This window comes from Peribacillus asahii, from assembly GCF_003570725.1.
GTDB classification, from domain to species: domain Bacteria; phylum Bacillota; class Bacilli; order Bacillales; family DSM-1321; genus Peribacillus; species Peribacillus asahii.
In genome coordinates this window covers 54403-81400 of record NZ_QWVS01000018.1, presented here as the reverse complement: position 1 = coordinate 81400, position 26998 = coordinate 54403, and the positions used below count along the sequence as shown (strand labels likewise).

Sequence of the window (26998 nt, the reverse complement as noted above, 5' to 3'; positions counted from 1 at the left end):
ATAGTCCCTCACCTTTTTCTTATCCTTCGCTTCTCTCAAGGCTTTAAGACTAACTTCTCGCCTTCCGGATTGTGTAAAACCGTTTTATGATACGTTCCTCTTGCCCAATCATCTGCTTGATCATGATACCACTTACTTTTCACATGTCCGGATTGTCCAGGACCAACTGTATGATAAGACTCATTCATATTCTTTAAGTCCATAATAAAACGCCACGATCCTCCATGATTAACTGTACCATCATTGAGATAGGAAGCCGCCTTTACCGTAACAGAACTTCCCCCGACTGGTATACTACCATTAGAATTAAACAAGTATTGTAACGGCGGAACGCTTGAAAGTGGGTGATTAAACCGAACTTGGTGATAGTCTCCCCAACTCCATTTCGCAACGTCGTCCCCTTGCATCTTTTCAATTTCCTTTAGTGTTGTCTGCAAGGAGTTCATCAATACTCGCTCTAAACCACCTGCTTCTTCTATCCACGGTCCTGCCTTTCCATTTAATGCTCTCCGCAACAGTTGATCAACCGCCTGCTTACGACCACCAAATAACTTCAATGTCTCTTCTGGAATTTTTTCTACAAACAGCACATTCCCTATTTCCTGCATCCACAAATTAAAAATAAGGGGGGCTGCAGTATCTTTATTATCAATATAATTCCACTTTTGAAGTGCATCTAAAGCTTTCTCCTCCTGTACACTTGCTGAACTACTCAATACATGTAAAAATTGTGGAAGAAATTCTTTCGCCTGTAGATTCATTTCGTCCATCTGCAACCTCTGCATATCTTCTACTGTCAATTTCTTATTAGTTCTCAAATATTCTTGAATGCGCATTTGACGAAATGGCTGAGCCCAATTATGACTAATATGATATGGATACTCATCACCAATCACTTTATTATTCGCTGTTGAGATAAATCCTTCCTTTGGATTAATTGTTTTTGGCAGCTCTTCAAATGGAATATACCCTTCCCACTCATATTCCTTTGTCCAGCCTGGAACAGGAAGCAGACTATCCCCTTTCTTTCTAATTGGGATTTTACCGTTTGCCTTATAGGCAATTGTGCCATCCTTAGCCGCAAATACGAAATTTTGAGCCGGTGTTTCAAACTTAAATAGCGCTCTTTCGAATTCATCCCAGTTTTCTGCTCGATTCATATTTAAAACAGCTTCAAGCTCAGCAGATGGATCAAGCGCTGTCCAACGCAACGCTAAAACCGTATCCTTTCCACTTGCACCAGCAAATTCAGAAATGACAGGGCCGTGTCTTGTCACTGTTACTTGATAATCTATTGTTTTTCCGTCTTTTACTCGAATTGGTTCATCTATAATCTTTGCTTTTTTCCACTTGCCTGCGTATAAAAATTCACTTTTATTCTCTGGATTCCTTCTTTCGATATAGAGGTCCTGTACATCCGGTCCTGTGTTGGTCACACCCCAAGCAATGTGTTCATTATGACCGAGAATAATTCCTGGAATACCAGCAAAGATGACACCACTTACATTGATAGCTGGAGCTTGCAAGTGCATTTGATACCAAATCGATGGAGTAGCTAAACCAAGATGAGGATCGTCAGCTAATAAAGCAGAACCTGATTCAGTTTTCTCACCACTAACAACCCAGTTATTGCTGCCGTTAAATTGATTAGGGATATAAGCCTTAGCGAAACTTTTCTCAATATCTAATTCTTCTTTCGAAATCACATATGGTGCATTCTCTGGATAGCTTGGGAATAAATCATAGGCTTTGTCCTTTGAGAAGCTTTGCAATAAATACTGTCGAAAAGCTTGGTCTTCCCAATGCCCTCCTAAATCAAAAGCCATATACTTACCAATCGTCAGAGAATCGACTGGACTCCAGAGCTCTGGTTCATAACCTAATAATGTAAACTCAATCGGCCACTTTCCACTTTTCTGTAATTGTTCAATATACAAATTCACCCCATCTGCAAAGGCCTGAAGCACAGCTTTCCCTTCTTTAGAATATTGATTATACGAAGCTTCCGCTGCTCTTCGCAATCCGAGCGTTCGAAAGTATTTATCCTTCTCAATTGTCGCTTCACCTACAACTTCACTGAGCCTGCCTGATGCCTGTCTTCTACTTAAGTCCATTTGAAACAAACGATCTTGTGCTTGAATATAGCCTTGTGCTATATATAAATCTTGTTCACTTTTTGCTCGAATATGAGGAACTCCATGTGCATCACGAATCACTTCAACAGATTGTGACAACCCCGAAAGAGTCATCTCTCCTTTCGTTTCTGGAAGAGACCTGGCCACATATAAATTAAAGGCAATAAAAGCTGCTATAGCTAATACTAGAAGAATCGCCACACCCCATAATGTTCGCCTGCCCCACTTCCGTTTTGTTTTTTGCTTCGGCAGCACTGTCTCCATTTCCTCACCTGCTTTCTTAAACTAAGAACTTAGTTATAGGATTCTTCCGATAACCATATTTCCCCATATAACTTTATTAATACATATTCGCCTTGTATACTATCTTTCCTATCTCAAATTACACATTCACCTAAAAATTCACAGAACAAAAGCGCAAACGCCCTGATTAGTTGGATATTGAAACTCTTATCCATAATTCAAGAATTTTATAGTTTCCTAGACGACAAAAAAGGACTGACACATCATCAGCCCTTTTCTCTATAATTCTTATACTTTAAATGCACGTACCATGGCTAATTCTCGCAAAGAGTGTGTATTTCTCCACTCTAGATACCGCTTAATCATCAACCGCAATCATCACACTTTATATTGCTGTCGCTACCCTTTTATCGCTTTCGTCTAATTTCAATAACTTCCTTTTTATCATAGGTGATATAAACCGTTTCACCAATTTTATAATTAATATAGCGATCGCAATCGATTTCTAACGTCTCACCGTTACTAAAATCCATTGCACAATTTGACCCTTCTTCTGTCTGAGAAACAGAAATGACTTTTTCTGTTTCAAATCCAATGGCCTTCCCATCACCGAAGTGAGGATAATATTTTTCTTTAATCACGACTTTTTCCAGGCCTCTCGGATTTACAGAAGTGAAAATGGTGAGTGTAACAAATACTCCGACTAAGAATACTAGAATAATTGCTTTAGGATTCAATCACACACTTCCCTTTTGATTAGAAAACTCGATTCTCGTTTGCTTTTAAGACAGAGAATCTGTTCTCCTTATACTATCAGCCTTAAATTAGCTACTAAACTGAGACTACTTCTAAGCAACTAATCATACATTTTAGTAGTACAAAAAAATATATTTCAAAACAAGCGTGAATATGCTCGTTTCTTCACCTTCTCAATCGATAACGAACACACCATAGCCAACATAAGTAAAATGGATACAGAAGCAATCACACCGGGCCATGCGAATCGATGCAGAAATAGTCCTCCTACCGCCCCAACGATACTCGAACCTGCATAATAAAATAATAAATAGAGAGAAGAAGCTTGAGCTTTCTCTGTTTTATCCGCAAGCAGCCCTACCCAGCTGCTCGCAATCGAATGGGCACCAAAGAAACCAAATGTAAATAATGCTAAACCGATTATCTTCAATGCTAAAGGAGCAGCTAATGTAACAAGAGCGCCTACAGCCATAATCAAAATACCTAATACCATTACTTTTGTCCGTTCAAACCGATCTACCATTTTCCCCATCCACGTCGAGCTAAATGTACCTACTAAATAGATAAGGAAAATGAAACCAATCACTGTTTGTGACAAATTATATGGTGGTTCCATAAGCGGAATGCCTACATAATTATAAACAGTAACAAACGAGCCCATTAAAAAAAAGGCAATCAGAAATAAACAAATAAGCTCTCGTTTTTTCAAATTATTTAGTAACGATTGCTTCATCCAAGAAAGTGAAATAGAGTGACGAACTGTATGTTGAGGTGCAGGCAACATCCACCAAAAAGCGACACTAATAAGTAAACTTAACACACCGAGGCTTCCAATGGCTACTTGCCAAGAAAAATAATCTGTTAATACTCCAATAATTAACCGGCCTGAAAGTCCGCCAATACTCGAACCGCTCACATATACTCCAATAACATACCCTAAGCTTTTGAGGTGAAATTCTTCATTAATATAAGCCATTGCGATTGCTGGAAATCCAGCTAATACGGCACCTTGCAAAGCCCGAATAGCAATGAGCGTATACAAATTAGACGTTAAAGCGACACATATTGATAAAATAGCCGATAAGGTTAACGCTATCCCCATCATTTTTTTTCGATCAATCTTTTCCGATAAAAATGAAACAATCAACAAACAAATGGCTAATGTCCCCGTCGAAAACGAAAGCGTTAAACTCGCTGTAGCCGGCGTCACACTGAATTGTTTAGCAAACATTGGAATTACTGGCTGTGTGCTATATAAATCCGCAAACGTGACAAAGCTTCCAAGAAATAACGCTAAAAGGGTGACTCGAAACGACTTTCCTGACGGCTCAATATACTTCACAATCTTCAGACCTTTCGACATGAACTACTATTATCGTAATACTTTTTCCGAATATTGTCTATTTTCATAGTAAAATAGATAGATATGTATACTATATAAATCTAAGTTGATTTTTTGACCTCATCACATTCCATATAGTTGGTGAAAGGCGTGTGAGACTGCGGTCTCACACGAGTAGGAGCCAAAAATCAACAGTATCTTTAAATAAACCGTCTTATAGCGGTTTAACAAGTTGGACATATTATATATAATGCTGCTGGTTTTTAACGTATAAGACCACATTTTTCTACGTTCTTTAGCTATGATGAAATGAGCATAAGCTAGTTTAATATAACAAAAAAAGCCTCACCAAACGGAGGCTTTTTCCACTTTACCAAATAATAAACATTAAAATAATCGCGATAACAATACGATAAATCGCAAATGGTGTAAGCTTAATTTTATCAATCAACTGCAAGAAGAATCGAATAAAAATAAGCGCAAAAATAAAGGCACTTACGAAACCAACAATGAAGAATGGAATCATCTCAGGTGTAAAGAACTCCCAATATTTCATCATCTTCAATAAACTGGCACCAGCCATAATCGGCACCGCCATAATAAAAGTAAAATCAGATGCGGCGCGGTAGCTCATTCCAAGTAATACTCCACCTGAAATGGTTGAACCAGAGCGTGAAAATCCCGGCCATAAAGCGATACACTGAAACAATCCAACCTGAAATGCTTGTTTATATGTAATCTGATCGACGGTTTGTGCTGTTACCTTTGGACGGAATTTATCTGCAGCAATCATTAAAAATGCTCCAACAAAGAGACCCACTACGACCGTTTTAACAGAAAATAAATATTCATCAATCCAGTCTTCGAATAATAAACCAAACACCATCGCAGGTAAAAGTCCAACAAAAATTTGTAATAAATTCAACTTCGGACCGTTTGCAGCCCCTTTTTTCTTCAAACCTAATAGGTCCATAAATCGACCCCAAAACAAAACAACAACCGCTAAAATAGAACCAAGTTGGATTACAACTTTAAATGCATTTGCAACTTCACTACCTAACAATTCTTGCGATTTTAACCATAAATCATCGACAATAATCATATGTCCTGTTGACGAAACAGGAGCAAACTCTGTCAGTCCTTCAACAAGCCCTAAAATAACGGCTACAAATAATTCCCATAAATTCATCTTGCCACCTCAGCATTTTTTACTTACATAGCTAGATTCTATCGCTTGTTCACTATAAAGTCTAATGTAAATTGCTGAAATCTTTATGTACAATAAGTAAAATAATAACATCCTATACTTTATAAAACGCTTTATTATCAATAAATCTTTACAAACGGGAAAAAGAAGGAGAACGATGCTCCTTCTTTTTCAATCCATATTTATTAAGTTTAATTAACGACCGCCTAGTTGTTGTTCAGCCATTTGTACTAAACGCTTTGTAATTTCTCCACCAACTGATCCGTTTGCACGGGAAGTTGTGTCAGGCCCTAAATTCACACCAAATTCACTAGCAATTTCATACTTCATTTGCTCAAGAGCTTGTTCTACTCCAGGCACTAATAAGTTGTTGCTATTGTTATTTGCCATGTTTATCACCTCCTAGTACTATTATCTTTCATCATTCAAAAATTATAATTGCCAAATTAATACATCATGAAACGTTGTTCACACACATACAATTGTTATACCGCAGCGTTTTAGGAGGGAAGTACATTGCAAATCCATATCGTGAAACCAGGTGAAACGTTATTTAGCATTGCTCAAACATATAGCGTCGGTGCCGATAGAATTAGTCAAACAAATCAGCTTCCAAATCCCAACAACCTTGTCATCGGTCAAGCACTTGTCATTCCGATTATCGGCAGTTATCATTTCGTACAACCAGGCGACAGTTTATATACAATCTCACAAAAAGTAGGTGTTCCATATGAACAAATTGCAAGAGCCAATGGCATTTCCCCTGCTACCCCGTTAGCCATCGGCACCCGGCTCTACATTCCACCTCGTCAAAAAACAACAGCTGAATTTGTCGGCTATGTGGAGCCCCGTGGTGAAACTGTTCCAAAAACGTTAGAAGCATCTGCTAGGGAAAGCGCTCCTTACTTAACTTACCTTGCTCCTTTTAGTTTTGAAGCACTTCGTGATGGCTCATTAAAAGAACCTCTGCTAAATAATTTCTCACAAATCGCTAAAGACAATCGAACAACTTTAATGATGGTCATCACAAATAAGGAAAATGACCAATTCAATGATGAACTCGGTCATATCCTTTTAAACAATACCTCTGTACAAAATAAACTGTTGAATAACATTACAACGATTGCAAAGAAATACAATTTTAAGGATATTCACTTTGACTTTGAATATTTGCGCCCAACGGATCGAGAAGCATACAATCAATTTTTACGAAAAGCAAGAGACCGATTCCATAAGGAAGGCTGGCTTCTTTCAACAGCTCTAGCACCAAAAACAAGCGCGGAACAAAAAGGGCGCTGGTATGAGGCACATGATTATAAAGCACATGGTGAAATTGTCGATATGGTTGTAATCATGACTTATGAATGGGGTTATAGCGGTGGTCCTGCCATGGCTGTATCACCAATCGGCCCTGTTCGCCAAGTACTAGAATATGCCGTATCTGAAATGCCCTCTAAAAAAATTTTAATGGGTCAAAATCTATATGGCTACGATTGGACCCTTCCATTTGTTCAAGGAACGATAGCTAAAGCTGTTAGTCCCCAACGAGCTATTCAAATTGCTGCTGCAAATCAGGCTGCCATTGAATATGATAACAAGGCACAAGCTCCTCATTTTCGTTATAGAGACAAAGAAGGAAAAGAACATGAAGTGTGGTTTGAAGATGCGCGCTCGATTCAAGCAAAATTCAATTTAGTTAAAGAATTAAACTTGCGGGGAGTAAGTTATTGGAAATTAGGGCTTTCCTTCCCTCAAAATTGGCTGCTCATTAGTGATAACTTTAATGTTAGAAAGCGTAGTTAATCCACCGGCTTCCCCTTCTAATGGGGGGCTTTATTCGTTTTATACCTTATGAACCTTTCCTTTTTTGCCCATACTATGGAAAGGCTCGAAAGGTGGATTTTCTAAAATGTCTCATACGAATATTGTTAGCCGTAAATTTTCACGTATTCCCTATTTATTGAAATTGTTATCTATTGTTTTCGTATTTTTATTTCTATTTGGGACACTCATTCATTTAATTGAACCAGACAATTTCCCTAAAATAACCGATGGAATTTGGTGGGTAATTGTAACAATATCAACAATTGGATATGGAGATTATGCACCCAAAACCTTAGCCGGCAGAATCATTGGCACTATACTAATTTTAACCGGTGTAGGCATTCTTACCTCTTATTTTGCATCCATTGCTAAAGTAGCCATTTCAAAAGAAGAACAATTTTTAAATGGCACAAAAATTTTTAATGGGAGTAATCATTATATTATTGTCGGATGGAATGAACGCTCAAAAACGATTATTGAGGAAATTCATGAGAGAAGACATGAACAAGCCATTGTATTAATTGACAATACATTACGACAACATCCCCTTCCACGAACAAATATCCATTTTGTACATGGAAGAGCAACCGTAGATGATGTGTTGCTAAAAGCAAATATAAGAGAAGCCTCTCTGGTCCTCATTACGACTGATTTTAAGCAAAATGAAATGCAGACCGATATGTTTTCTATCTTAACTTTACTTGCCGTAAAAGGTTTAAATCCAAATGTATATTGTCTAGTAGAAATTTTAACCCAAGAACAGAAAGAAAACGCAAGAAGAGCAGGGGCAGATGGATTAGTGGAAACTAATAAGTTTGCTAGTGAATATATATTGCATTTCCTGCTATCGGGAAAAGCGGTTGAAATTCAAGGAGAATGGTTTGGCATTCATATTGCTGAACTGGCTATGCAGCATGAATGGGCACATTTAACGTTTCAGCAATTAAGTAACCTTTTATTAGAGCAGGATATTCTTTTAATTGGCATTATGAGAGGAGGCAAAAGACGACTCAAACCCCCTGCTCACAGCCCCTTACAAGCAAATGATTCTTTATTAATCATGGCAGAAAGTTATTAAGCGTTATAACAATGCCTTTTCTACATCTTGGACAAGGGATTTCCCATAGGAAATATATTTCTCTGGGAAATCTGCGTCTGAATCTTCTGGAGTGGCAAATTGGTTAAAGGAGGCAGAAAAATTACTTATATTTCCTTCATAATCCAAATTCCCTTCATATTGATGCGCTAACAAATAAGGACGCAATAGCTCGACTTTTGCTCCATCACGATCAAGCGTCCCATCCACAGCTTGGAATGGAAGACGCAGAAATTGATAACCCTCTTTATTATCAATTAGATAATCAAAAGAACCGTGGTCGTAATCCCAATTTCCACCGATTACATAACCAAGAGGTTTCAGCTTTTGTTCTAAATCCCATAAGCTAAATGTTTTCCCTTCCAATTTGGACGAAACTTCAATCATGGCTAAAACTCCTTCTAACTATTTTTTTCTTAGTGTAGCCAAATGCCTTTAAAACATGCTCTCAAAGAAAATGAGCGCCTTCAACGGAAGACACTCTCCAAATCACTATAAGCGCAGCTCTAATTCCTCTTTTTTAGCTTCATAACCTGGTTTCCCGAGGAGAGCAAACATATTCAACTTATACGCTTCCACACCTGGCTGATCAAATGGATTAACACCTAAAAGATATCCTCCCATTGCACATGCTTTTTCAAAAAAGTAGACGAGATAACCAAATGTATAGGCATCCATCGCCGGAATCGTTAGTACTACATTCGGAACTCCTCCGTCTGTATGAGCAAGCAATGTTCCCTCAAATGCTTTATTATTTACATAATCAATCGTTTTACCAGCTAAATAGTTCAAACCATCTAAATTAGATTCAAGCGCTTCGATAGTAAGTTCATGCCTCGCTCGTTCTACCTTAATGACTGTTTCAAATAATTGACGACGTCCTTCTTGAATGTATTGTCCTAAAGAATGAAGATCAGTTGAAAAGTTAGCCGCTGCTGGAAAGATTCCTTTTCCATCCTTGCCCTCGCTCTCACCAAATAATTGCTTCCACCATTCAGCAAAATACTGTAAACCTGGTTCATAACTAACGAGCATTTCAATTGTTTTTCCTTTATGATATAAAATATTTCGCACAACTGCGTATTGATAGGCCTGATTTTGATCAAGCTCAGAAGAACTCAGTTCGCTATGAGCTGCTTTTGCTCCTTGCATAACGTCATCAATATTGATTCCACAAACAGCAATAGGTAATAAACCGACTGCCGTTAACACGGAATATCTCCCTCCGATATCATTTGGAATCATAAACGTTTCCAATCCTTCTTCCGTAGCAACTTTCTTCAAAGCCCCCTTTACGGGATCCGTAGTCACAAAAATACGTTGTTTCGCTTCTTTCTTTCCATACTTTCTCTCTAATAAATTACGGAAAATACGGAAGGCAAGCGCAGGCTCTGTTGTCGTTCCAGATTTGGAAATGACATTAATAGAAAAGTCTTTATCTGCTAATACATCTATTAAATCTTGCATATATGTAGAACTAATATTATGGCCGACAAATACAATTTGTGGTGTTTTTCTTTTCCCCGAAGACAATGAGTTATAGAAACTATGCTGCAACATTTCAATCGCAGCACGAGCCCCTAAATACGAGCCGCCAATTCCAATGACAAGTAAAATATCTGAATGACGTTGTATATCAGCAGCTGCCTTTTTAATTCGGGAAAATTCTTCTTGATCATAATCATTAGGTAAATTGAGCCAACCAAGAAATGCATTGCCTTGTCCTGTCATTTCATGCAGAGAATGATGTGCCACTTTTACAGCATCCTGTAAATATGTCATTTCATGTTGTCCAAAAAACGTCAACGCTTTGGAATAATCGAAACGTACATAGGCCATGCTCCTGTTCCTCCTCTTCTCTATATCCATACCCCTTCACTAAAAAGCAGTTGCGTATGTAACGAATTCTGCTAGATATCTTCTTAAAAAAACACCGCAATCACTAACAACCAGCCTTATAAGGAGGCACGTAAAATAGACAGAACATCCTCACGATTCAATACTTTAAATTGACCAAATTCACCATATACCATTGCTTTATCAGCCATTGTTTCTAACTGGGCATCATCGATTCCATAGTCAGCTAAGCGAGTCGGGGCACCTAGACTGCGCCAAAATGCAGACAACGCTGCAACTCCTTCTAATGCCGTTTCTTCATCGGTCTTACCTTCTGGATTCACTCCAAAAACTTGGACGGCGAATCGCTTAAAACGTTCTACATTATCAGGTAATACATGTCTCATCCAATGCGGGAATAGAATGGCTAATCCGCCACCATGCGGGATATCATAAACAGCTGAAACAGCGTGCTCAATATTATGAGTCGCCCAATCTCCACGGTAGCCGACCCCAAGAGAACCATTTAAAGCAAGTGTACCTGCATACAAAATGGTCGCACGGTGATCATAGTCATCTAACTTTTCTAATAATTTAGGAGCTGATTCTATAACCGTCAACAGCAGAGACTCACAAAAACGATCTTGTATCGGGGCATAAGTTGCTGGATGAAAATATTGCTCAAACACATGGCTCATAATATCTACAATCCCATAAACCGTTTGATCTTTCGGAACTGTAAATGTATAAACAGGGTCTAGAATAGAAAACTGTGGATATGTATGAGGACTGCCCCAGCCTACCTTCTCCTTTGTTTCCCAATTTGTAATGACAGAACCAGAATTCATTTCAGAGCCAGTTGCCGCTAATGTTAACACGGTTCCAAATGGCAAAGCACCTTGGACCATTGTTTTTCTAGTAACAATATCCCAAGGGTCTCCTTCATATTTAGCCCCTGCCGCAATGGCTTTTGTACAATCAATTACACTTCCTCCACCAACAGCTAAAATAAACTCGATGCTCTCCTTCTTACAGAGCTCAACACCTTTTCGAACTGTTGATATCCGCGGATTGGGCTCCACTCCGCTCAACTCAAACACTTCCGCATCGATTTGAGTTAACTGAGACAGAACCTCTTCATATACACCGTTCCTCTTAATGCTCCCCCCTCCATACACAAGTAGCACCTTCCGTCCAAAAGAGGAGACTTCTTTCGATAAAGTATTCAATTGACCTTTACCAAAAATAATTTTTGTTGGATTTTTAAAAGTAAAATTTTTCATATTCACACCCCTTTTCACCATTATGACTAAAATTCCAATTAAATACAAAAAATCCGCATAAAAAATTTTAAGTCGTACATATATCGGAAAAGAACAAGCAAAATAGTATAGAAATGATTTTTAAAATAAAAAGGAGGATACACTATGAGTGGTATTCAACGATTAGCACTTGTTTTTACTATTATCGGAGCCATCAATTGGGGACTAATCGGCTTTTTCCAATTTGATTTAGTAGCATCTATATTCGGTGGACAAGATTCTGCATTAGCACGAATTATCTACGGAATAGTAGGGATTGCTGGTTTAATAAATCTTGGACTTCTCTTTAAGCCAAGTACTGAAGTTGCAAGGGACGCTGAAACACGTCCAACCCGCTAAAAAAATGAAGCGAACTAACGGATAATCCGTTCTATACAAAAAAATTTTCATACAAAAGAGGCTGATTATACAGCCTCTTTTGTATGAAAGCCCAGCTAGAATAACTCCAGCACGTTTTTAATTTTCTCGAACGCCCAATCCAGTTCTTCCTTTGTCACAATAAGCGGAGGCGCAAAGCGAATAACTGTATCATGCGTTTCTTTACAAAGAATTCCTTCTTCTTTTAATTTTTCACAGTAAGGACGAGCTGGTTTGTTTAATTCAATGCCAATAAAAAGTCCTCGGCCTCGTAATTCTTTCACCACTGAACTTTTTATTTTCTTTAACTGATTTAAAAAGTATTGCCCGAGTTCCAGCGAGCGCTGAGCTAATTGTTCGTCCACTAACACATCGAGTGCCGCTATAGAAACAGCACATGCAAGCGGATTTCCTCCAAACGTAGACCCATGCGACCCAGGGGTAAATACGCCAAGAATCGATTTATTAGCAGCAACACATGAAATGGGGAGTATTCCCCCTCCAAGTGCTTTCCCTAATATATACACATCTGGAGTAACATCCTCCCAATCACAAGCAAACATCTTTCCCGTTCTTCCTAAACCAGATTGAATTTCATCTGCAATGAATAAAACCTGTTCCTGCTTACAATAAGCATAGGCCTCTTTTAAAAATCCCGGTTGTGGAATACGAATTCCTGCTTCTCCTTGAATTGGTTCAAATAAAAAAGCCGCTGTATGTGGTGTGATGGCGGTTTTTAATGCTGATATATCTCCATAGGGAATAAGTTTAATTCCTGGGAGCATCGGGCCAAATCCTCGTTTGTATTCGTCTTCAGAAGAAAGCGAAACAGCCGCTATCGTTCGACCATGGAAATTACCCATACAAGCAATAATTTCAGCTTGATCAGACTCCACTCCTTTGACATCGTATGCCCAGCGTCGCGCTGCCTTTATAACCGTTTCCACTGCTTCGGCACCTGTATTCATCGGTAATATCATTTCTTTATGGGTGAGCTTAGCTACCTTCTCATACCAAGCTCCCAGCTGATCATGATGGAAAGCGCGAGATGTTAACGTAACTTTGTCCGCTTGTTTTTTTAACGCTGCAATAATCTTCGGATGGCGATGCCCTTGATTAACAGCCGAATAGGCACTTAACATATCTAGATAACGATTCCCCTCAGGGTCTTTCACCCACACTCCTTCAGCTTCAGAAATCACAATTGGTAAAGGATGATAATTATTGGCACCATATTGATTCGTTTTGGAAATCAACTGCGCTGAATCGTCATGAAGAGACATCCTACAAGCCCCCCTTTAATGTAGCTTATTAAACAATATTACTGTTTCATGATTAAAAGACGGCATATTGTGGAATAATTTACTTTTGGAGCCTTCTGAAGAAACTTCCGATTGTTTCGGGATTTAGAACTAAGGTAAGCAAAAAAATTTAATAAATAAGATGATATACCATGACCTATAAAAAATCGGCTGATTCATCATCAGCCGATTTAAAAACATTATTTTTTAATTAAATCTTCACGTTGAGATTGTTCAATCCACTCTTGAAGCTTGTCTTTTAATGTATTGAAACCTTCAGTAGACTCTGTATAGCTAGTTACAGCTGCTTGGCGTTTCTTAGGTGCCGCTTTTCTAGCTGGTGCTGCTGGACGCTCTGGAGCTTCCTCTGTAGCACGGATTGATAAACCAATTTTTCCAGCTTTTTCATCAATTGACAGAATTTTAACTTGTACTTCATCGCCTACTTTTAAGTGTTCGTTAATATCCTTAACAAACCCGTGAGTAACTTCAGAAATGTGAACTAATCCTTGAGTTGATTCATCAAGTGCAACAAACGCACCGTATGCTTGAATTCCTGTAACTTTTCCTGTAACAACTGCACCGATTTCGAATTTTTGTGTCATGGTAACACTCCTATTTACGATATATTTTTTCATCTATTTCACGCAATATAAAACTATATCATATAATTGTAAAATAATCAAAAATCAATGATAGCTCAAACTTATATTTATCCTTATTATTTGCTATAATATAGACTCTTACTTTATATTCTCAAAGGAGTTTTTTACAGAAATGAACAATTCACAAGAGCAATGGACATCTAAGCTCGGCTTTATTCTCGCTGCAGCTGGATCAGCCATCGGGATTGGTGTTATATGGAAATTCCCTTATATGGTTGGAACCAATGGCGGCGGAATCTTTTTTCTGATGTTTATCTTATTCACCCTCATTATTGGTGCACCGATTTTAATTACTGAATTTATTATCGGAAGACGAACACAAAAAGATGCAGTACGAGCTTATAAAGAACTAGCACCAGGAACTCCATGGACGTTAATCGGTTACTGTGGTGTAATTGCTTCGATTATCCTGCTATCATTTTACAGCGTTGTTGGAGGATGGATTCTTTCTTATCTTATCCGTAGTGTAACTAATTCACTTTCAAATTTAACACAACAGCAATACGGAGATTTATTTAACACAATTATTAGTAATCCTTATGAAACCGTTATCGCACAATTGATCTTTATGCTGATTACCATTTGGGTTGTCCAAGGCGGAATTCAACAAGGGATTGAAAAAGCAAGTAAATATATGATGCCTGCGCTATTTATTTTATTTGTAGTACTATTAGTTCGATCCTTAACATTAGACGGAGCCATGGAAGGAGTCCAATTCTTCTTAAAGCCTGACACATCTGTTTTATCTGAGCAAACGGTTCTCCTAGCACTAGGACAAGCTTTTTTCACTTTAAGTATCGGAATTTCAGTTATGGTGACATATGCCTCCTATTTAAATAAAAATGAGGACTTAACAAAATCAGCTTTATCCGTGGTAGGGTTGAATATTTTTATCGCTTTACTGGCGGGGCTGGTTATTTTCCCGGCGGTTTTTGCGCTTGGGTTTGATCCTGCAAGTGGTCCTGGGCTTGTTTTCGTTGTCTTACCAGCTGTTTTTAATGAAATTGCCTTTGGATCAGTATTCATGTTTATCTTCTTCATCTTAATCCTCTTTGCCACACTCACTTCTGCTTTTTCTATTTTAGAAATTGTCGTAGCTGCTATGGTGAAAGGCGATGAAGCAAAACGAAAAAAATCATCATGGACTGCTGGTATTCTTGTATTTATTATTGGAATTCCAAGTGCACTTTCTTTTGGTATTTTAAGTCATATTACCTTATTTAATAAATCTATTTTTGATATGGCTGACTTCCTTGTCAGCAATATCGCCTTACCAGTAGGGGCCCTATTTATTTCTCTATTTGTTGGCTTCCAACTAAAAAAACTACACGTTGAAGAAGAATTCCTATCTGGTTCTTCGTATGGAAAGAAAATCTTTAAAGTATGGTATTTTTTAATTCGTTACATCGCTCCGATTGCCATTGCAATCGTTCTGTTAAGCTCCATTGGGTTCATTTAACAGATTTCGATGTTAATAAAAGGCTACCCTAAAAATAGGCAGTATAAAACAATGATAAAAGATTATAGATAAAACCGATTATTTTTGTATAGATGCCTCTGTTATCGGATGTTATTGAAATTTGGCTCATTCCCGCATACTGTGGAATGAGCCAAATTTCATTTAATAGACACTATTACGTAACACAATGACCATAAGAAACATGTTACACTCCATATAAATAACTATTTCTTGAAAAAGGGAGAGGTGCACTATGTCCGATATCGCTCGAAACATTCGACTATATAGAGAACAGAAAAATTTATCCCAACAAGAATTAGCCGTCAAAATGCGGGTAGGTACCAAAAAAATCGAATTATATGAGTCAGGTGAATTGACTCCGGATACAGAAACGATGTTAAGACTATGTACCGTGCTTGATTTACCTGCGTCAGAAATTTTAGAGAAAGAATATCATAGCAATAAAAAAACGACTTTGGATAATGAAATTGCAACGCTAATTGAAGAAATGGGAATGGAAAAAGCATTATTTCTGTTACGCTCTTTTAAAGAAATTAGTGAGGCCGATATATTGAAGATGTTAAATGTTTCAAAAAGGTGAATAATGTGTATAATATTTAAATAACTTGGGAAGAATAAGGAATAACTTTCTATGATTACTCATCTAGAATAGCTCTTTCTTTCGATATCCCCCTATGGAAAAGGGTCGAATTTTTTGAAATTCGACCCTTTCTTTTTGCTATATTAGATTGGTAAAGCGCTTATCCTTACCAGCTTAATTAAATCTCTCCATGAATCGAGAAATTCGCTTAATCGCTTCTTGAAGCTGTTCCATTGAAGAGGCATACGAACAACGAATATGTCCTTCACCGCTTTCTCCAAACACATCTCCAGGAACAACCGCAACTTTCTCTTCTAATAAAAGCCGTTCGGCAAATTCCTGAGAAGATAGACCGGTTTTTCTAATAGATGGGAAGGCATAGAAAGCTCCACCTGGCTTATGACAGTCTAAGCCAATTTCATTAAACGATTTTACAATATAGTTTCGTCTTCTACGATAACTGCTTCTCATATCTTCCACATCGGACATCCCATGTTGTAAGGCTTCTAACGCTGCATATTGTGCCATTGTTGGTGCACACATAATCGCATACTGATGAACTTTCAACATCGCTTGGCTAATTTCCTTAGGCGCACATACAAATCCTAAACGCCATCCTGTCATTGCAAAGGCTTTAGAAAATCCATTCAATAAAATTGTCCGCTCTAGTATGCCATCAATAGCTGCAAAAGACGTATATCCTTCATCATAGACAAGCTCCGCATAAATTTCATCCGAAATGACTAATAAATCATGTTTAATCACAACTTCAGCAATCGCTTCAAGGTCCGATTTCCCCAGTTGTGTACCAGTTGGGTTATTCGGTGAACAAATAAAGAGAGCCTTTGTTTTTGGTGTAATGAGTTCTTCAATTTGTTCAGCTTTAATTTTGAAATCATTCTCCGGTAAAGCTTGAACAGTTACCGGCACTCCGCCTGCCATTGTAACGATTGGCGCATAAGCCACAAAGCACGGCTCAACTACAATAATTTCTTCCCCAGGGTTTAAAATCGTTCGCAAAGCAATATCAATCCCTTGACTCGCTCCAACTGTTACAATAATTTCTTCCTCTGGATCATAAGAAACATGAAAGCGTGATTTCATATAATGAGCAATCTCTTCTCTTAACTCAAGCATACCGGCATTCGCTGTATAAGATGTATGCCCCATTTCTAATGAATTGATGGCCGCTTCCCTTGCTGACCAGGATGTCACAAAATCCGGCTCACCTACACCTAGAGATACAACACCCTCCATATTAGCTGCTAAGTCAAAGAATTTACGAATACCTGATGGTTTAAGCTCTTGAACAGTTTTAGAAATATAACTTGTTTTAATCACGGTGACACCACAATTCTTTTATCTTTTTCAGTTGGCTCGAAAATCGTGCCATCATGTTTATACTTTTTCAAAATAAAATGAGTAGTCGTTGAAATAACTGAATCTAATGTCGATAATTTGTCAGAAACAAATTGTGCAACTTCGTTCATAGAACGGCCTTCAATAATAACTGATAAATCGTAGGCACCTGACATTAAATAAACAGATTCTACTTCTTTAAAACGGTATATTCTTTGAGCCACTTCATCGAAACCAACTCCACGCTTAGGTGTTACCTTTACATCAATCATCGCCGTAACGCCATGATATTCATCCACTTTCGCCCAGTTAATAAGTGTCGCATAGCGAACGATGATACGCATATCTTCAAGTTTTTGTAATGTAGCTTGAATATCTTCTTCTGATAAATCCGTCATTTTAGCCAAGTCTGCTGTCTCGATTCGGCTATTAGTTTCAATAATTCGTAGTAGTTCCAATTCTTGACCATTCAAGTGCATTGGAAACCCTCCTTTGACATTCAAAGTGATGGTTAAGCTGGCAGAATACCTTTTAGGTTCTTTCCTCATATTAGACCTATAAGGGGTAATATACGACAATAAAAAGAAATTTAACACAAGGATGTTCTGTCAGGATAAACTGTTCATATTATACCAAAGTTCATATCAAATCTGTTATATAAAATATTCTTTTTTCCGCCTATTTTTATGGATTCTGTTCTGTAACAGGGGAATTTTGAAAGTACTAGCAAGGAGGGGTTTATATGGCAATAAAAGGAATAGAAACAGTCGGAAATATAGATATTTATTTTGAACAATACAGAAGTAACTCATCCCATCAAACGATTATATTACTGCACGGTTTCTTATCATCGAGCTTTAGCTATCGTAAGCTAATTCCTTATTTAACATCCGACTTTAATATCATTACCGTCGATTTACCTCCATTTGGACAAAGCGGGAAAACATATCGTTATACATATTCGTTTGAAAACATCGCACGCTCAATCATTGAATTAATAGAGGCAAAAGGGCTGCAATCTATTTGCCTCATTGGTCATTCGATGGGGGGGCAAATTGCGCTGCAGCTCGCAAACATTCGTCCTGACCTCGTGCAGCGAATCGTCCTTCTATGCAGTTCCGGCTACTTGCCCAGCTTTCCACGTAAAATGAAGGCGCTCAGTTACTTACCGTTTTTTTCACTAGGTGTTCGGCATTACCTTGCTAAATCTGGCCTCGAAAAAAACCTCAAAAAGGTCGTGTACAATCAAGAGCTTATTGATGATGCGATGCGACAAGGGTATCTGCAACCATTTACAGAGGGGAGACAAATTTTTCGTGCTTTAGGCCGAATGGTACGCGATAAGAGGGTAGATCTATTAAAAGAAGATTTACAAAAAATACATACACCATGCTTGCTCATCTGGGGACGTGAGGATAAAGTAGTTCCACTTAAGATTGGAAAACGGCTAGCCTCAGATTTACCCAATGCTAATCTTGTCATCCTAAATGATACGGGGCATCTCTTACCAGAAGAAAAACCAGCAGAAGTCACCTCGTATATTAAAAACTTCTTTATAGAAAAAAGCTGATTCTATCGGCAGAATCAGCTTTTTTCTATAAAGTACAATTTGTATTAGTTCGAATCATAATCAGCTTCTCAGCAACAGCTAAGCATGCTTGAAAATCAAGAGATTTATCAAATGAAAATTCATAAATTTCTTTTAACCTTCTGGCTAAGCTTTGAACATCTTCAATATCTGAAACAGCAAGAACAGCATCTGCTATTTCTGGTTCATAGTTTTCACTACCTAATCCAAACGGGTCCCATTCCTGTAGAACACGAACAAGAGACAAAGTCATTTGTTGTCCATCCATTTTATTATCACCTGCTCCATTTTCTTTGCTAACATAGTATCATACAATTTTACTTTTAGCTCTGTTACATGACGATATTACGTTTTGATTAATAATAGGATGTAGTCTATCCTTGATATTTAGAAATCAGGCTCTGTTAAAAAAATTAAAGGCGGTGGATGTTTTGAACTCCTCTATTTTTGATGAATCATTAAACAGAAAAAATACTTCATCCTTAAAATGGGATGCTCTCCAAACCATATATGGCATAGAGGACTTACTTCCAATGTGGGTAGCGGACATGGATTTTCCTGCACCTCCATTTGTTCAAGAAGCATTAATCGAGAGAATCAAGCACCCGGTGTTCGGCTATACAATTGCGCCTCCCTCCGTATACAGCCACATTACTGATTGGGTGCAAACAAGACATAGCTGGGAGATTACCAAAGATCAAATCACGTTCAGTCCAGGTGTTGTAAGCTCCATTGGTACAGCGATTCAAGCATTGACTAAGCCGAACGATCGCATTCTCATTCAATCACCGGTTTACATGCCCTTTTTTGAAATGGTTAAACGAAATGGACGAGAAGTTGTCCTAAACGAACTACAGCTAGTAGATAACCGCTATACAATTGATTTTACAGACTTCGAAGAAAAAATAAAAAACGATGTAAAGCTTTTTCTATTATGTAGTCCACATAATCCAGGAGGCCGCGTTTGGACAAAAGCTGAACTACAAAAAATGAGCGAACTTTGCCTTCAATATAATGTGACAATTGTGAGCGATGAAATCCATGCTGATTTGACTCATTCATCCTACCAGCATGTGCCTACCGCTTCACTAAATCCAGCTGTTGCAGACAACACCATTACATTTATGGCGCCAAGCAAAACGTTTAATTTAGCTGGCCTGCAAGCTTCTTACATAATTACAAACAATAAAAAGTTACAGCTAGCATTTAAGCGTGTACAGGAAGCGCAAGGATTTCATGGTTTAAACACCTTCGCCTTAACAGCAATGGATGCCGCTTACCGCGAAGGTGGACAATGGTTAGATGAGCTCCTAGCCTACATAGAAGCGAATATACAAATAGCCGAATCATTCATCGCAAATGAAATTCCAACGCTTTCTTGCATGCATCCTGAAGCTTCTTATCTACTTTGGATAGATTGTCGGGGTTTAGGATTAACTGATCAACAAATTCAAGATGCTCTTCTCCAAAAAGGAAAACTCGCTCTCGAACCTGGAAAGAAATATGGACCTGGCGGCGAAGGATTCGTACGTATGAATGTCGGATGCCCACGCTCTGTTTTATTAGACGGATTAAATCGGTTAAAGCTGGCATTTACTAACTAAAGACAACCTAAACAACCTGTTTCTCTATTTCTAGAAGAAGGCAGATTGTTTAGGTTTTTTTAACGTAAAATATGTTTCGCTTTTGCTTCTTTCAGCCAATTTGGAAACTCATTTAATAATTGGTCATATAATTGTTCATCTGAAACTGTCTCAATGTCGTCGAAGTGGAAAAAGTTTGCGTTATCAACAACACGCCCTTCCATTGTGTCAAGCTTTTTTAACACATCAAAATTGGAATTACCTATTCCGATAAACTGCCAAAAAATCGGTTTGTCCGAAGAAGACATAATATACTTTTTAATACCTGGTTTACAGCCGCCATCATTAATAAATACAAGGAATGCAGGAGAACTACTAGGTTCTTCTTTTAAATATTTTTGAAGCACGTCTTTCATAACTTGCGGTTCATCATTACGACCAAACTTATGAATAGAATCGTCATTTAAAATCTTTTGATTCACATAATCGGCGAAGTCTTTTTCTGTTACAGAAGGTAGACGCGAAAACTCATTATCATATACCCAAACATCTAATGTTCCGTCATCGTCAAAAAGGGAAGCTACAGCTAATATTCGCTCAACTACTTTTTGAACCGTTCCTTCACGATAAAGCTTTCTCATAGAGCCGCTAATATCTAACACAACCCCAACTCTCGCAACAACTTTAGTTAGTTCTTTCTTCTCTAACACAACACGAACTTTGTTTTTCATTAATGAAACAGTATTCATCTAATATCCTCCTCTACCACTTTCATTATAATTTTACATATATAACCTAACTCAAACCACAAAAAGGACTCCCATCGACATAAGGAGTCCTTTTTGTGAATTACTTTCTGTTACTCTACATATGGATTTTTCTCATATTGCGGCAAATCCCCAAATGGTGTTATCATTCCCGCTTCATCCAATTCTTGCTCTAATTGCTCATGCTGCGCATTTGGATAAATCGTAATATTTTTCCCTGTTATATCAACCGCAGCGAAGTTCTCATAGTCTTCCACATAACCAATATTTTCATCTGATTCCACATACGTATCTTCATAATCGGCTGGCAGACGAATAAAATCTGACGGACTTTCTGATGTTCCGTAGCTAGCTACTTCCTGCCATGTATCCTCCGCATCGTAGGCAACGGATTCGTGTCGATCGTCAAAAATGACTTCTTAATAAATCAAATTCTTGACGCAACAACGGTTCTACTTCTTGCTTCATTTGCTCCAATTGGTGTTTGAACTTGTTGAGTTGATTCGGCTGCATACTAAAAAACACCCTTTCTGAGTCAGTCTCCTTTAGTATTTGTAACCATACTTTTTTCAACTAAGGCAGTTAGTTTCTTCCGCTGTTTAGGGGAAAGGTGTATGAAACCGTGGTTTCACATGACTGAGCCAAAAAATCATATTATCAGCAACATTCATGAACACAGCCTATGAAAAAGTATCGTTCTTCGCTGAGTTTTGTTGCTGTGCAATACGCTCTTCAAGTTGCTTTGTTTTCAGCTCTTCTTTTTTGGAATAACGAATAATGAATCGCATTGTAAAAATTGCAGCTAACAAAAAGATCGCACAAGAAATCGCGGCTGGGATATACTCTGATTTATCATCTGGAAAGTAAAGAAACAAACCAATTACTACGTGCTTCATCTTGTTCATCCTTTCTACGTCCCAAGATATATACTCATTATAACAACACCCATAAAATTCCACCATTTTACACTCATGATGAATTAGCGAGATTTTTAATTTCAACCAAAAAGGGCTGCGCCAAAGCAGAAGCTTTGATGCAGCCCTTTTTTCACCTTATAAAATTGTAATTTTTTTAATCACAACATCTTCTGCCGGTTTGTCACCGTATGTTGTTTCCACATTTGTGATAGCATCTACAACATCCATGCCTTCAATAACTTGTCCAAAAACAGTATGTTTGTGGTCTAACCATGGTGTACCGCCTTGTTCCATGTATGCTTTAATCATTTCTTCTGGGTACCCTGCTTGCTTCATTTGCTCTCCCATACGTACATCTACATGTGGAGCTTGTACAATAAAGAATTGGCTTCCGTTTGTACCAGGGCCTGCATTTGCCATAGAAAGCGCACCGCGAATATTGAATGCATTCATAGCGAATTCATCTTCAAAAGGAGCACCCCAAATACTTTCTCCACCCATACCAGTACCAGTTGGATCTCCACCTTGAATCATAAAATCTTTAATAACACGGTGGAAAATAATCCCTTCATAGTAGCCGTTTTCAGCATGCGTTAAGAAGTTTTCAACTGCTTTTGGAGCTATTTCCGGGAACAATTTAATTTTGATATCCCCAAGTGTTGTTTGCATCAACACTGCTTTTTCATTTGCTTGCACTTCTGTTGTTAATTGTGGAAAGTTTGTCATTCCTTATTCCCTACTTTCAATAATAGTGTTAAAAAATACTATCCATTTTAACCTTCATTTGTACACTTTACACGATTTTTCTAAAAAAAGCATCTGAAAAGAAGTGTAAAACCTCTCATTCAATCCGATGTTAAAAATGCTCTGAATCAAGTATGATAAAAGGAGTAGAAATAGAAAGGTGGAAAGCGCATGCCAGTAGTTGAAGTAAAAATTGGAGAAATTGTAACAGCCATTAATAAAACAGGAAAATATATCGGAGAAGTCACTGAGGATCGCGGAAATGCCTATCTCGTCCGCATTTTAGCTGTTTTAAAACATCCGATGCAGGGTGATCTGCACAATCCAAGACAAACAGAAGTGGCCATGTTCCATCAACGTCGTGCTCTTGCTTATCGAGAACAAACGAATGTCCCTAAAAACATGGTCAAACCATATGAAGGGGAAATCCCAGATTACCAAGCCTCATTACGAGAAGCTGTAACAACGATGAAAGAAGCTCTCACTAAAGAGGAGACAGACTTTAACAAACTTAGCCTACAGCAACTTGAAGAGCTAGAAGCAGATTATTTTAAATAATGTGATAAAAAGCCAAATCAATAATCGTTGATTTGGCTTTTTATAACGCTAAATGATTTAATACTTTAGATAGATCAATACGATCTCCAATCGTTGTTGGCTCATGTTTCTTCATATAACTTTTATCCTTTTCAATCAATTTAAAAATATTATACGTCGTTAAAGCATCATCAAGTGCACGGTGATGTTTGCCTGTCCCTTCTTTTCCGTAAGCCTGTACAGCTTTCCACAAACCAGTTTGGTTTTGATCACCGAAGAACCGCTTGTACTCCATACATAAGTCAACTTGTTTCCCCTTAAATGGAAACTCTACTCCTGCCTTTTGACAATTTTGTTTCAACACTTTCATATCCATATTTCCCCACGTAACGACTGTCGTCATTGGATAATCCGCTTCCATTTTCTTGAACAAATCGACTAACTCCGTAAAAGGCATACCGCTTTCAACTTGCCTTTGCTGAACACTCAAAAATTTCTTGCACCGATCCGTTAACGTTTTAAACTTACTTGGAGCAACAAATGAAGAAAACTGCTCTTTAATGGAATCATTTACAACGGATACGAAACCAACTTCAATGATTTCCGGATAAAATCCAACAGGATTCCCTCTCCCTTCTGGCATCGTAAATTCAAAGTCAATAAAGACATAGTGCTGTTTCTCCATACTTCTCCCCCCTTTATCATGATTTTACCAAATATTATAGCAGAACAATTTAAAACTTTTCAGTAAATTCCTGCAATTCACAAATAATTTTCTGTAAATTTTTTCAACATTTTTTCCCATTTTTCATGTATACTTTAGCTATACATGGTAATTCCCACAAAAATACCATATTAAAACTATATTAGTTAGGAAGTTGGACTATGCGCAAGTTTCTTGGCTCTCTCTTTATCCTTTCCCTTATCCCTCTTGTAACAGGATTAATCTTTTTAGCTTCTCAAGAGTGGAACAAGGCTGAAAGCGTTCAAAAAGTACTCGATGATAACATTTCTATCGATACGATTCAGTTAGAAGAAACAAGTTATATGACAGACAACCAAGGCAAGGTTATTAGTGAAATATCGTTAGAAAAAAATCGGGTAAATCTAAGTGACGAAGAAATTCCCACGTTTTTAAAGGATTTATTTGTCACTATAGAAGATCGACAATTTTATCATCATGAAGGCATTGATGCTGTAGCTATTGGCCGTGCAGTTGTTGCAAATAGTCAGAGCACCTCCATTGAACAAGGCGCAAGTACGATTACCCAGCAGCTCGCTCGAAATGTGTATTTGACACATGAAAGAACATACGACCGAAAAATCACTGAGCTGCTCTACGCCTATCAAATGGAACGATTGTTTTCGAAAGAAGAGATTCTAGACTTGTACATCAATGCAATTTACTTTAACAACGGCACATATGGCATTGAAGCCGCTTCTCAATTTTATTTCAATACACCTGCTAAGAAGCTATCAAAAGCCCAATTAGCCTTTTTAGCAGCGATTCCGAATAACCCGGAGCGCTATAATCCGCTCAAGCATTTTGAAGCAACGAAAAATCGACAAGAGCGTATTTTACGACAAATGGTTGAAGCAGAATTTTTATCTGAGAAACAGTACAAAAAGCTTGTTCAAGAAAAAATCACCTTAAACGTTCGTACAAAAGTGGATAACTATCCAGACTATGTGACGTATGTGCACCATGAACTAAAGCAATTAGTAGCTGCTCGAGAAGGATTGACAGCAAGGCTTGCTAGCAAAGACCAAACTGTACGTAAACAAGCAGAAAAACAGCTACAAACTAAAGTTACAAAACTATTAAACTCTGGAGTAACTATCCATACAGCTCTTGATCCACACTTGCAAACAACGGCCAAGCAAGCGCTAAATAACGGAATTGCTTACGGTGATATTGAAGGAGCTGCCGTCGTTATACAACATCATACGCAGGAGCTTGTCTCTTTGATTGGGGGAAAGAATTATAAAAAAAATTCTTTCAATCGCGCTTATCAAAGCTACCGTCAACCAGGCTCTGCTATTAAACCTTTACTCGTTTATGCACCGTATATCGAAAAAACCGGCGCCTCTGTATACTCCCAAGTAAGTGGGGCTAATTATTGTAAAAACGGCTATTGTCCACAAAACTATGGAGGAGCAACCTATGGCATGGTTCCTTTAAAAACGGCATTGGCTCGTTCTTATAATACACCAGCTGTTCGTCTCCTTGATGCAACAGGCATTGAGACAAGCTTCGAATATCTAGACGCATTTCAATTTGAACAAGTGAGCGAGCAAGATCATCGCTTACCAGCCGCTGTTGGTGGCTTCACCTATGGAATGAGCCCACTCGAATTAACTCGCGCCTTTACATCCTTTTATGACGGCAGCTATCAGCCTGCTCGGGCTATTGTTAAAGTAACAGACCCCGAAGGAAAAACTCTTTATAAATGGAAAGATAAACAAAAGCAAGTCTGGAGCCCAGCAACTGTCGCAAAAATGCGTGAACTATTACATGAAGTAACTGTTAGAGGTACAGCAAAAGCAGCTTATTTTCCAACAGGTTATATCGGCGGCAAAACAGGAACAACAAACGGCGTAAAAGATATATGGTTTGTTGGTTTAACAGACAGCTATACGACAGGTGTTTGGGTTGGTCGAGATAAACCTTCCAGTATTGAATCGATTTACCACTCCTCACCACATGTTCGTATTTGGCGTAATATTAGCCAACAAGCAGAAGCAAGATAGCCTGTCCAATTTCGGACAGGCTATCTTTATTTGAACCTTTTAAATAGGTAAACTATTAATTATGCTGTTATAAAGTTTTAATACAGAGTACGCGACAACTAATAAAAAGATCGACCATATGAAAATATGAAAGAAGATTAAACCAATTAATCCTAACAAACTTAAGTTTGTTGAAACTTTATACACAAAATAAATGAAAGCCGCGACATTTGTTAAGAGAAAAATGACGAGCAGCCCCATAATTGACTGAGTACTTACTAAAGACACTGTAGCACCAACTACATAAATAATCGTCCCCATTCGAATACTCTTTAAGCCCGTTCCCTCCGAATCCTTCGAAAAAAGCAGCAAAGACATTTCAACCATCGTATCCAAAATTAGCTTTAACGCCGAAAACAGCATGAAGAAAACAAGAAACATTACAACTAATAAAGCTATTTTAATACCTGTTTCCGAAAAAAATTCCAACATTCCTTGATAAAGCCCTAAACTATCAAATAAATCTAACAACCTTATTTCAGAATAAAGCCCAAACGATAAACTAAATAATACAACCGTAATAAACGGAAAATAACCGAAAAAATATGTATTCTTCATGCCCAATCCTC

28 protein-coding genes are annotated in these 26998 nt (G+C 37.9%); 9 read left to right on the top strand and 19 right to left on the bottom strand.

Annotation, left to right across the window (positions count from 1 at the left end; all coding sequences use genetic code 11):
• Positions 1 to 35: 35 nt before the first annotated feature.
• The 5 genes from D1953_RS11245 to D1953_RS11225 form a co-directional block, all read right to left on the bottom strand.
• Positions 36 to 2399: a penicillin acylase family protein gene (locus D1953_RS11245; protein WP_119117281.1), complete on the bottom strand. Its 2364-nt coding sequence runs from the start codon at positions 2397 to 2399 to the stop codon at positions 36 to 38.
• A 386-nt stretch (positions 2400 to 2785) separates the two neighbouring features.
• Entirely contained in the window at positions 2786 to 3115 is a 330-nt protein-coding gene (locus D1953_RS11240; RefSeq protein ID WP_119117280.1) for a hypothetical protein, read from the bottom strand.
• A gap of 155 nt (positions 3116 to 3270) precedes the next feature.
• Positions 3271 to 4476 carry an MFS transporter gene (locus D1953_RS11235; RefSeq protein ID WP_245980047.1) on the bottom strand — a complete coding sequence of 402 codons (1206 nt, stop codon included), beginning with the start codon at positions 4474 to 4476 and terminating at the stop codon, positions 3271 to 3273.
• Positions 4477 to 4846: 370 nt separating this feature from the next.
• The gene (locus D1953_RS11230; protein ID WP_119117278.1) at positions 4847 to 5665 is read right to left on the bottom strand and encodes an undecaprenyl-diphosphate phosphatase; all 819 of its coding nucleotides are present in this window, start codon (positions 5663 to 5665) and stop codon (positions 4847 to 4849) included.
• Positions 5666 to 5878: 213 nt separating this feature from the next.
• Positions 5879 to 6073: an alpha/beta-type small acid-soluble spore protein gene (locus tag D1953_RS11225; protein ID WP_119117277.1), complete on the bottom strand. Its 195-nt coding sequence runs from the start codon at positions 6071 to 6073 to the stop codon at positions 5879 to 5881.
• A 126-nt stretch (positions 6074 to 6199) separates the two neighbouring features.
• On the opposite strand from D1953_RS11225, the gene D1953_RS11220 reads away from it, so the two are divergent.
• Positions 6200 to 7486, top strand: a complete 1287-nt coding sequence (locus D1953_RS11220) for a glycoside hydrolase family 18 protein (RefSeq protein WP_119117276.1) — start codon at positions 6200 to 6202, stop codon at positions 7484 to 7486.
• Positions 7487 to 7592: 106 nt separating this feature from the next.
• On the top strand, positions 7593 to 8585 hold the full coding sequence (locus tag D1953_RS11215) for a potassium channel family protein (protein WP_119117275.1): 993 nt from the start codon (positions 7593 to 7595) through the stop codon (positions 8583 to 8585).
• A 3-nt stretch (positions 8586 to 8588) separates the two neighbouring features.
• On the opposite strand, the gene D1953_RS11210 is transcribed toward D1953_RS11215, so the two are convergent.
• The 3 genes from D1953_RS11210 to D1953_RS11200 all read right to left on the bottom strand — a co-directional run bounded on the left by D1953_RS11210 (position 8589) and on the right by D1953_RS11200 (position 11722).
• A complete protein-coding gene (locus tag D1953_RS11210; RefSeq protein ID WP_119117274.1) occupies positions 8589 to 8990 on the bottom strand; it encodes a YugN-like family protein in 402 nt (133 codons plus the stop codon).
• 105 nt (positions 8991 to 9095) lie between these two features.
• The gene (locus D1953_RS11205) at positions 9096 to 10442 is read right to left on the bottom strand and encodes a glucose-6-phosphate isomerase (RefSeq protein WP_119117273.1); all 1347 of its coding nucleotides are present in this window, start codon (positions 10440 to 10442) and stop codon (positions 9096 to 9098) included.
• Between the two features lie 116 nt (positions 10443 to 10558).
• Positions 10559 to 11722, bottom strand: a complete 1164-nt coding sequence (locus tag D1953_RS11200) for an iron-containing alcohol dehydrogenase (protein ID WP_119117272.1) — start codon at positions 11720 to 11722, stop codon at positions 10559 to 10561.
• Positions 11723 to 11866: 144 nt separating this feature from the next.
• Here D1953_RS11200 and D1953_RS11195 point away from each other — a divergent pair, with 144 nt between their 5' ends.
• Positions 11867 to 12100, top strand: a complete 234-nt coding sequence (locus D1953_RS11195) for a DUF378 domain-containing protein (RefSeq protein ID WP_119117271.1) — start codon at positions 11867 to 11869, stop codon at positions 12098 to 12100.
• A 95-nt stretch (positions 12101 to 12195) separates the two neighbouring features.
• Here the strand turns inward: D1953_RS11195 and D1953_RS11190 are convergent, their stop codons facing one another.
• Together D1953_RS11190 and yugI are read right to left on the bottom strand one after the other, a co-directional pair.
• Positions 12196 to 13401 (bottom strand): ornithine--oxo-acid transaminase, encoded by a 1206-nt coding sequence (locus D1953_RS11190; protein ID WP_119117270.1) that lies wholly within the window; start codon positions 13399 to 13401, stop codon positions 12196 to 12198.
• A gap of 218 nt (positions 13402 to 13619) precedes the next feature.
• A complete protein-coding gene (gene yugI / locus D1953_RS11185; protein WP_119117269.1) occupies positions 13620 to 14024 on the bottom strand; it encodes a S1 domain-containing post-transcriptional regulator GSP13 in 405 nt (134 codons plus the stop codon).
• 172 nt (positions 14025 to 14196) lie between these two features.
• Between yugI and D1953_RS11180 the strand changes: the two genes are divergently transcribed.
• Together D1953_RS11180 and D1953_RS11175 are read left to right on the top strand one after the other, a co-directional pair.
• Positions 14197 to 15543, top strand: a complete 1347-nt coding sequence (locus tag D1953_RS11180) for a sodium-dependent transporter (RefSeq protein WP_119117268.1) — start codon at positions 14197 to 14199, stop codon at positions 15541 to 15543.
• Positions 15544 to 15796: 253 nt separating this feature from the next.
• Complete coding sequence (locus D1953_RS11175) at positions 15797 to 16144, top strand: helix-turn-helix domain-containing protein (RefSeq protein ID WP_119117267.1); 348 nt, start codon at positions 15797 to 15799, stop codon at positions 16142 to 16144.
• A gap of 174 nt (positions 16145 to 16318) precedes the next feature.
• Here the strand turns inward: D1953_RS11175 and D1953_RS11170 are convergent, their stop codons facing one another.
• Positions 16319 to 17485: an aminotransferase gene (locus D1953_RS11170; protein WP_119117266.1), complete on the bottom strand. Its 1167-nt coding sequence runs from the start codon at positions 17483 to 17485 to the stop codon at positions 16319 to 16321.
• On the bottom strand, positions 17482 to 17982 hold the full coding sequence (locus tag D1953_RS11165; RefSeq protein ID WP_119117265.1) for an Lrp/AsnC family transcriptional regulator: 501 nt from the start codon (positions 17980 to 17982) through the stop codon (positions 17482 to 17484). Before D1953_RS11165 ends, D1953_RS11170 begins: the two co-directional genes overlap by 4 nt.
• Positions 17983 to 18245: 263 nt before the next feature.
• Here D1953_RS11165 and D1953_RS11160 point away from each other — a divergent pair, with 263 nt between their 5' ends.
• Positions 18246 to 19073, top strand: a complete 828-nt coding sequence (locus D1953_RS11160) for an alpha/beta fold hydrolase (RefSeq protein WP_119117264.1) — start codon at positions 18246 to 18248, stop codon at positions 19071 to 19073.
• A 25-nt stretch (positions 19074 to 19098) separates the two neighbouring features.
• Here the strand turns inward: D1953_RS11160 and D1953_RS11155 are convergent, their stop codons facing one another.
• Positions 19099 to 19359 (bottom strand): DUF1871 family protein, encoded by a 261-nt coding sequence (locus D1953_RS11155; protein ID WP_119117263.1) that lies wholly within the window; start codon positions 19357 to 19359, stop codon positions 19099 to 19101.
• Positions 19360 to 19522: 163 nt separating this feature from the next.
• On the opposite strand from D1953_RS11155, the gene D1953_RS11150 reads away from it, so the two are divergent.
• Positions 19523 to 20695, top strand: a complete 1173-nt coding sequence (locus D1953_RS11150) for a MalY/PatB family protein (RefSeq protein WP_119117387.1) — start codon at positions 19523 to 19525, stop codon at positions 20693 to 20695.
• A gap of 59 nt (positions 20696 to 20754) precedes the next feature.
• Here D1953_RS11150 and D1953_RS11145 read toward each other — a convergent pair whose 3' ends face one another.
• From D1953_RS11145 to D1953_RS11130, 4 genes are all read right to left on the bottom strand, one after another.
• Complete coding sequence (locus D1953_RS11145; RefSeq protein ID WP_119117262.1) at positions 20755 to 21423, bottom strand: vWA domain-containing protein; 669 nt, start codon at positions 21421 to 21423, stop codon at positions 20755 to 20757.
• A gap of 110 nt (positions 21424 to 21533) precedes the next feature.
• Positions 21534 to 21725: a hypothetical protein gene (locus D1953_RS22080; protein WP_182480580.1), complete on the bottom strand. Its 192-nt coding sequence runs from the start codon at positions 21723 to 21725 to the stop codon at positions 21534 to 21536.
• Positions 21726 to 22121: 396 nt separating this feature from the next.
• Positions 22122 to 22337 (bottom strand): hypothetical protein, encoded by a 216-nt coding sequence (locus tag D1953_RS11135; RefSeq protein ID WP_119117261.1) that lies wholly within the window; start codon positions 22335 to 22337, stop codon positions 22122 to 22124.
• A gap of 156 nt (positions 22338 to 22493) precedes the next feature.
• The gene (locus D1953_RS11130; protein ID WP_119117260.1) at positions 22494 to 23084 is read right to left on the bottom strand and encodes a peptidylprolyl isomerase; all 591 of its coding nucleotides are present in this window, start codon (positions 23082 to 23084) and stop codon (positions 22494 to 22496) included.
• A gap of 189 nt (positions 23085 to 23273) precedes the next feature.
• Between D1953_RS11130 and kapB the strand changes: the two genes are divergently transcribed.
• On the top strand, positions 23274 to 23660 hold the full coding sequence (gene kapB, locus D1953_RS11125) for a kinase-associated lipoprotein KapB (protein ID WP_119117259.1): 387 nt from the start codon (positions 23274 to 23276) through the stop codon (positions 23658 to 23660).
• Between the two features lie 40 nt (positions 23661 to 23700).
• On the opposite strand, the gene kapD is transcribed toward kapB, so the two are convergent.
• Positions 23701 to 24324, bottom strand: a complete 624-nt coding sequence (gene kapD / locus D1953_RS11120) for a 3'-5' exonuclease KapD (RefSeq protein ID WP_119117258.1) — start codon at positions 24322 to 24324, stop codon at positions 23701 to 23703.
• Between the two features lie 200 nt (positions 24325 to 24524).
• On the opposite strand from kapD, the gene D1953_RS11115 reads away from it, so the two are divergent.
• Complete coding sequence (locus D1953_RS11115; protein ID WP_119117257.1) at positions 24525 to 26390, top strand: transglycosylase domain-containing protein; 1866 nt, start codon at positions 24525 to 24527, stop codon at positions 26388 to 26390.
• A 39-nt stretch (positions 26391 to 26429) separates the two neighbouring features.
• On the opposite strand, the gene D1953_RS11110 is transcribed toward D1953_RS11115, so the two are convergent.
• Positions 26430 to 26987 (bottom strand): DUF5366 family protein, encoded by a 558-nt coding sequence (locus tag D1953_RS11110; RefSeq protein ID WP_119117256.1) that lies wholly within the window; start codon positions 26985 to 26987, stop codon positions 26430 to 26432.
• Positions 26988 to 26998: the final 11 nt, after the last annotated feature.

Excerpts from the sequence above, each read along its gene's own strand:
- D1953_RS11145 (WP_119117262.1), bottom strand. The coding sequence starts at position 21,423 with ATGAATACTGTTTCATTAATGAAAAACAAAGTTCGTGTTGTGTTAGAG.
- D1953_RS11230 (WP_119117278.1), bottom strand. The coding sequence starts at position 5,665 with ATGAATTTATGGGAATTATTTGTAGCCGTTATTTTAGGGCTTGTTGAA.
- D1953_RS11245 (WP_119117281.1), bottom strand. The coding sequence starts at position 2,399 with ATGGAGACAGTGCTGCCGAAGCAAAAAACAAAACGGAAGTGGGGCAGG.
- D1953_RS11115 (WP_119117257.1), top strand. The coding sequence starts at position 24,525 with ATGCGCAAGTTTCTTGGCTCTCTCTTTATCCTTTCCCTTATCCCTCTT.
- D1953_RS11200 (WP_119117272.1), bottom strand. The coding sequence starts at position 11,722 with ATGAAAAATTTTACTTTTAAAAATCCAACAAAAATTATTTTTGGTAAA.
- D1953_RS11110 (WP_119117256.1), bottom strand. The coding sequence starts at position 26,987 with ATGAAGAATACATATTTTTTCGGTTATTTTCCGTTTATTACGGTTGTA.
- D1953_RS11175 (WP_119117267.1), top strand. The coding sequence starts at position 15,797 with ATGTCCGATATCGCTCGAAACATTCGACTATATAGAGAACAGAAAAAT.
- D1953_RS11190 (WP_119117270.1), bottom strand. The coding sequence starts at position 13,401 with ATGTCTCTTCATGACGATTCAGCGCAGTTGATTTCCAAAACGAATCAA.
- yugI (WP_119117269.1), bottom strand. The coding sequence starts at position 14,024 with ATGACACAAAAATTCGAAATCGGTGCAGTTGTTACAGGAAAAGTTACA.
- D1953_RS11205 (WP_119117273.1), bottom strand. The coding sequence starts at position 10,442 with ATGGCCTATGTACGTTTCGATTATTCCAAAGCGTTGACGTTTTTTGGA.
- D1953_RS11210 (WP_119117274.1), bottom strand. The coding sequence starts at position 8,990 with ATGATTGAAGTTTCGTCCAAATTGGAAGGGAAAACATTTAGCTTATGG.
- D1953_RS11160 (WP_119117264.1), top strand. The coding sequence starts at position 18,246 with ATGGCAATAAAAGGAATAGAAACAGTCGGAAATATAGATATTTATTTT.
- D1953_RS11215 (WP_119117275.1), top strand. The coding sequence starts at position 7,593 with ATGTCTCATACGAATATTGTTAGCCGTAAATTTTCACGTATTCCCTAT.
- D1953_RS11225 (WP_119117277.1), bottom strand. The coding sequence starts at position 6,073 with ATGGCAAATAACAATAGCAACAACTTATTAGTGCCTGGAGTAGAACAA.
- D1953_RS11180 (WP_119117268.1), top strand. The coding sequence starts at position 14,197 with ATGAACAATTCACAAGAGCAATGGACATCTAAGCTCGGCTTTATTCTC.
- D1953_RS11195 (WP_119117271.1), top strand. The coding sequence starts at position 11,867 with ATGAGTGGTATTCAACGATTAGCACTTGTTTTTACTATTATCGGAGCC.
- D1953_RS11155 (WP_119117263.1), bottom strand. The coding sequence starts at position 19,359 with ATGGATGGACAACAAATGACTTTGTCTCTTGTTCGTGTTCTACAGGAA.
- D1953_RS11165 (WP_119117265.1), bottom strand. The coding sequence starts at position 17,982 with ATGCACTTGAATGGTCAAGAATTGGAACTACTACGAATTATTGAAACT.
- D1953_RS11135 (WP_119117261.1), bottom strand. The coding sequence starts at position 22,337 with ATGAAGCACGTAGTAATTGGTTTGTTTCTTTACTTTCCAGATGATAAA.
- D1953_RS11130 (WP_119117260.1), bottom strand. The coding sequence starts at position 23,084 with ATGACAAACTTTCCACAATTAACAACAGAAGTGCAAGCAAATGAAAAA.
- kapB (WP_119117259.1), top strand. The coding sequence starts at position 23,274 with ATGCCAGTAGTTGAAGTAAAAATTGGAGAAATTGTAACAGCCATTAAT.
- kapD (WP_119117258.1), bottom strand. The coding sequence starts at position 24,324 with ATGGAGAAACAGCACTATGTCTTTATTGACTTTGAATTTACGATGCCA.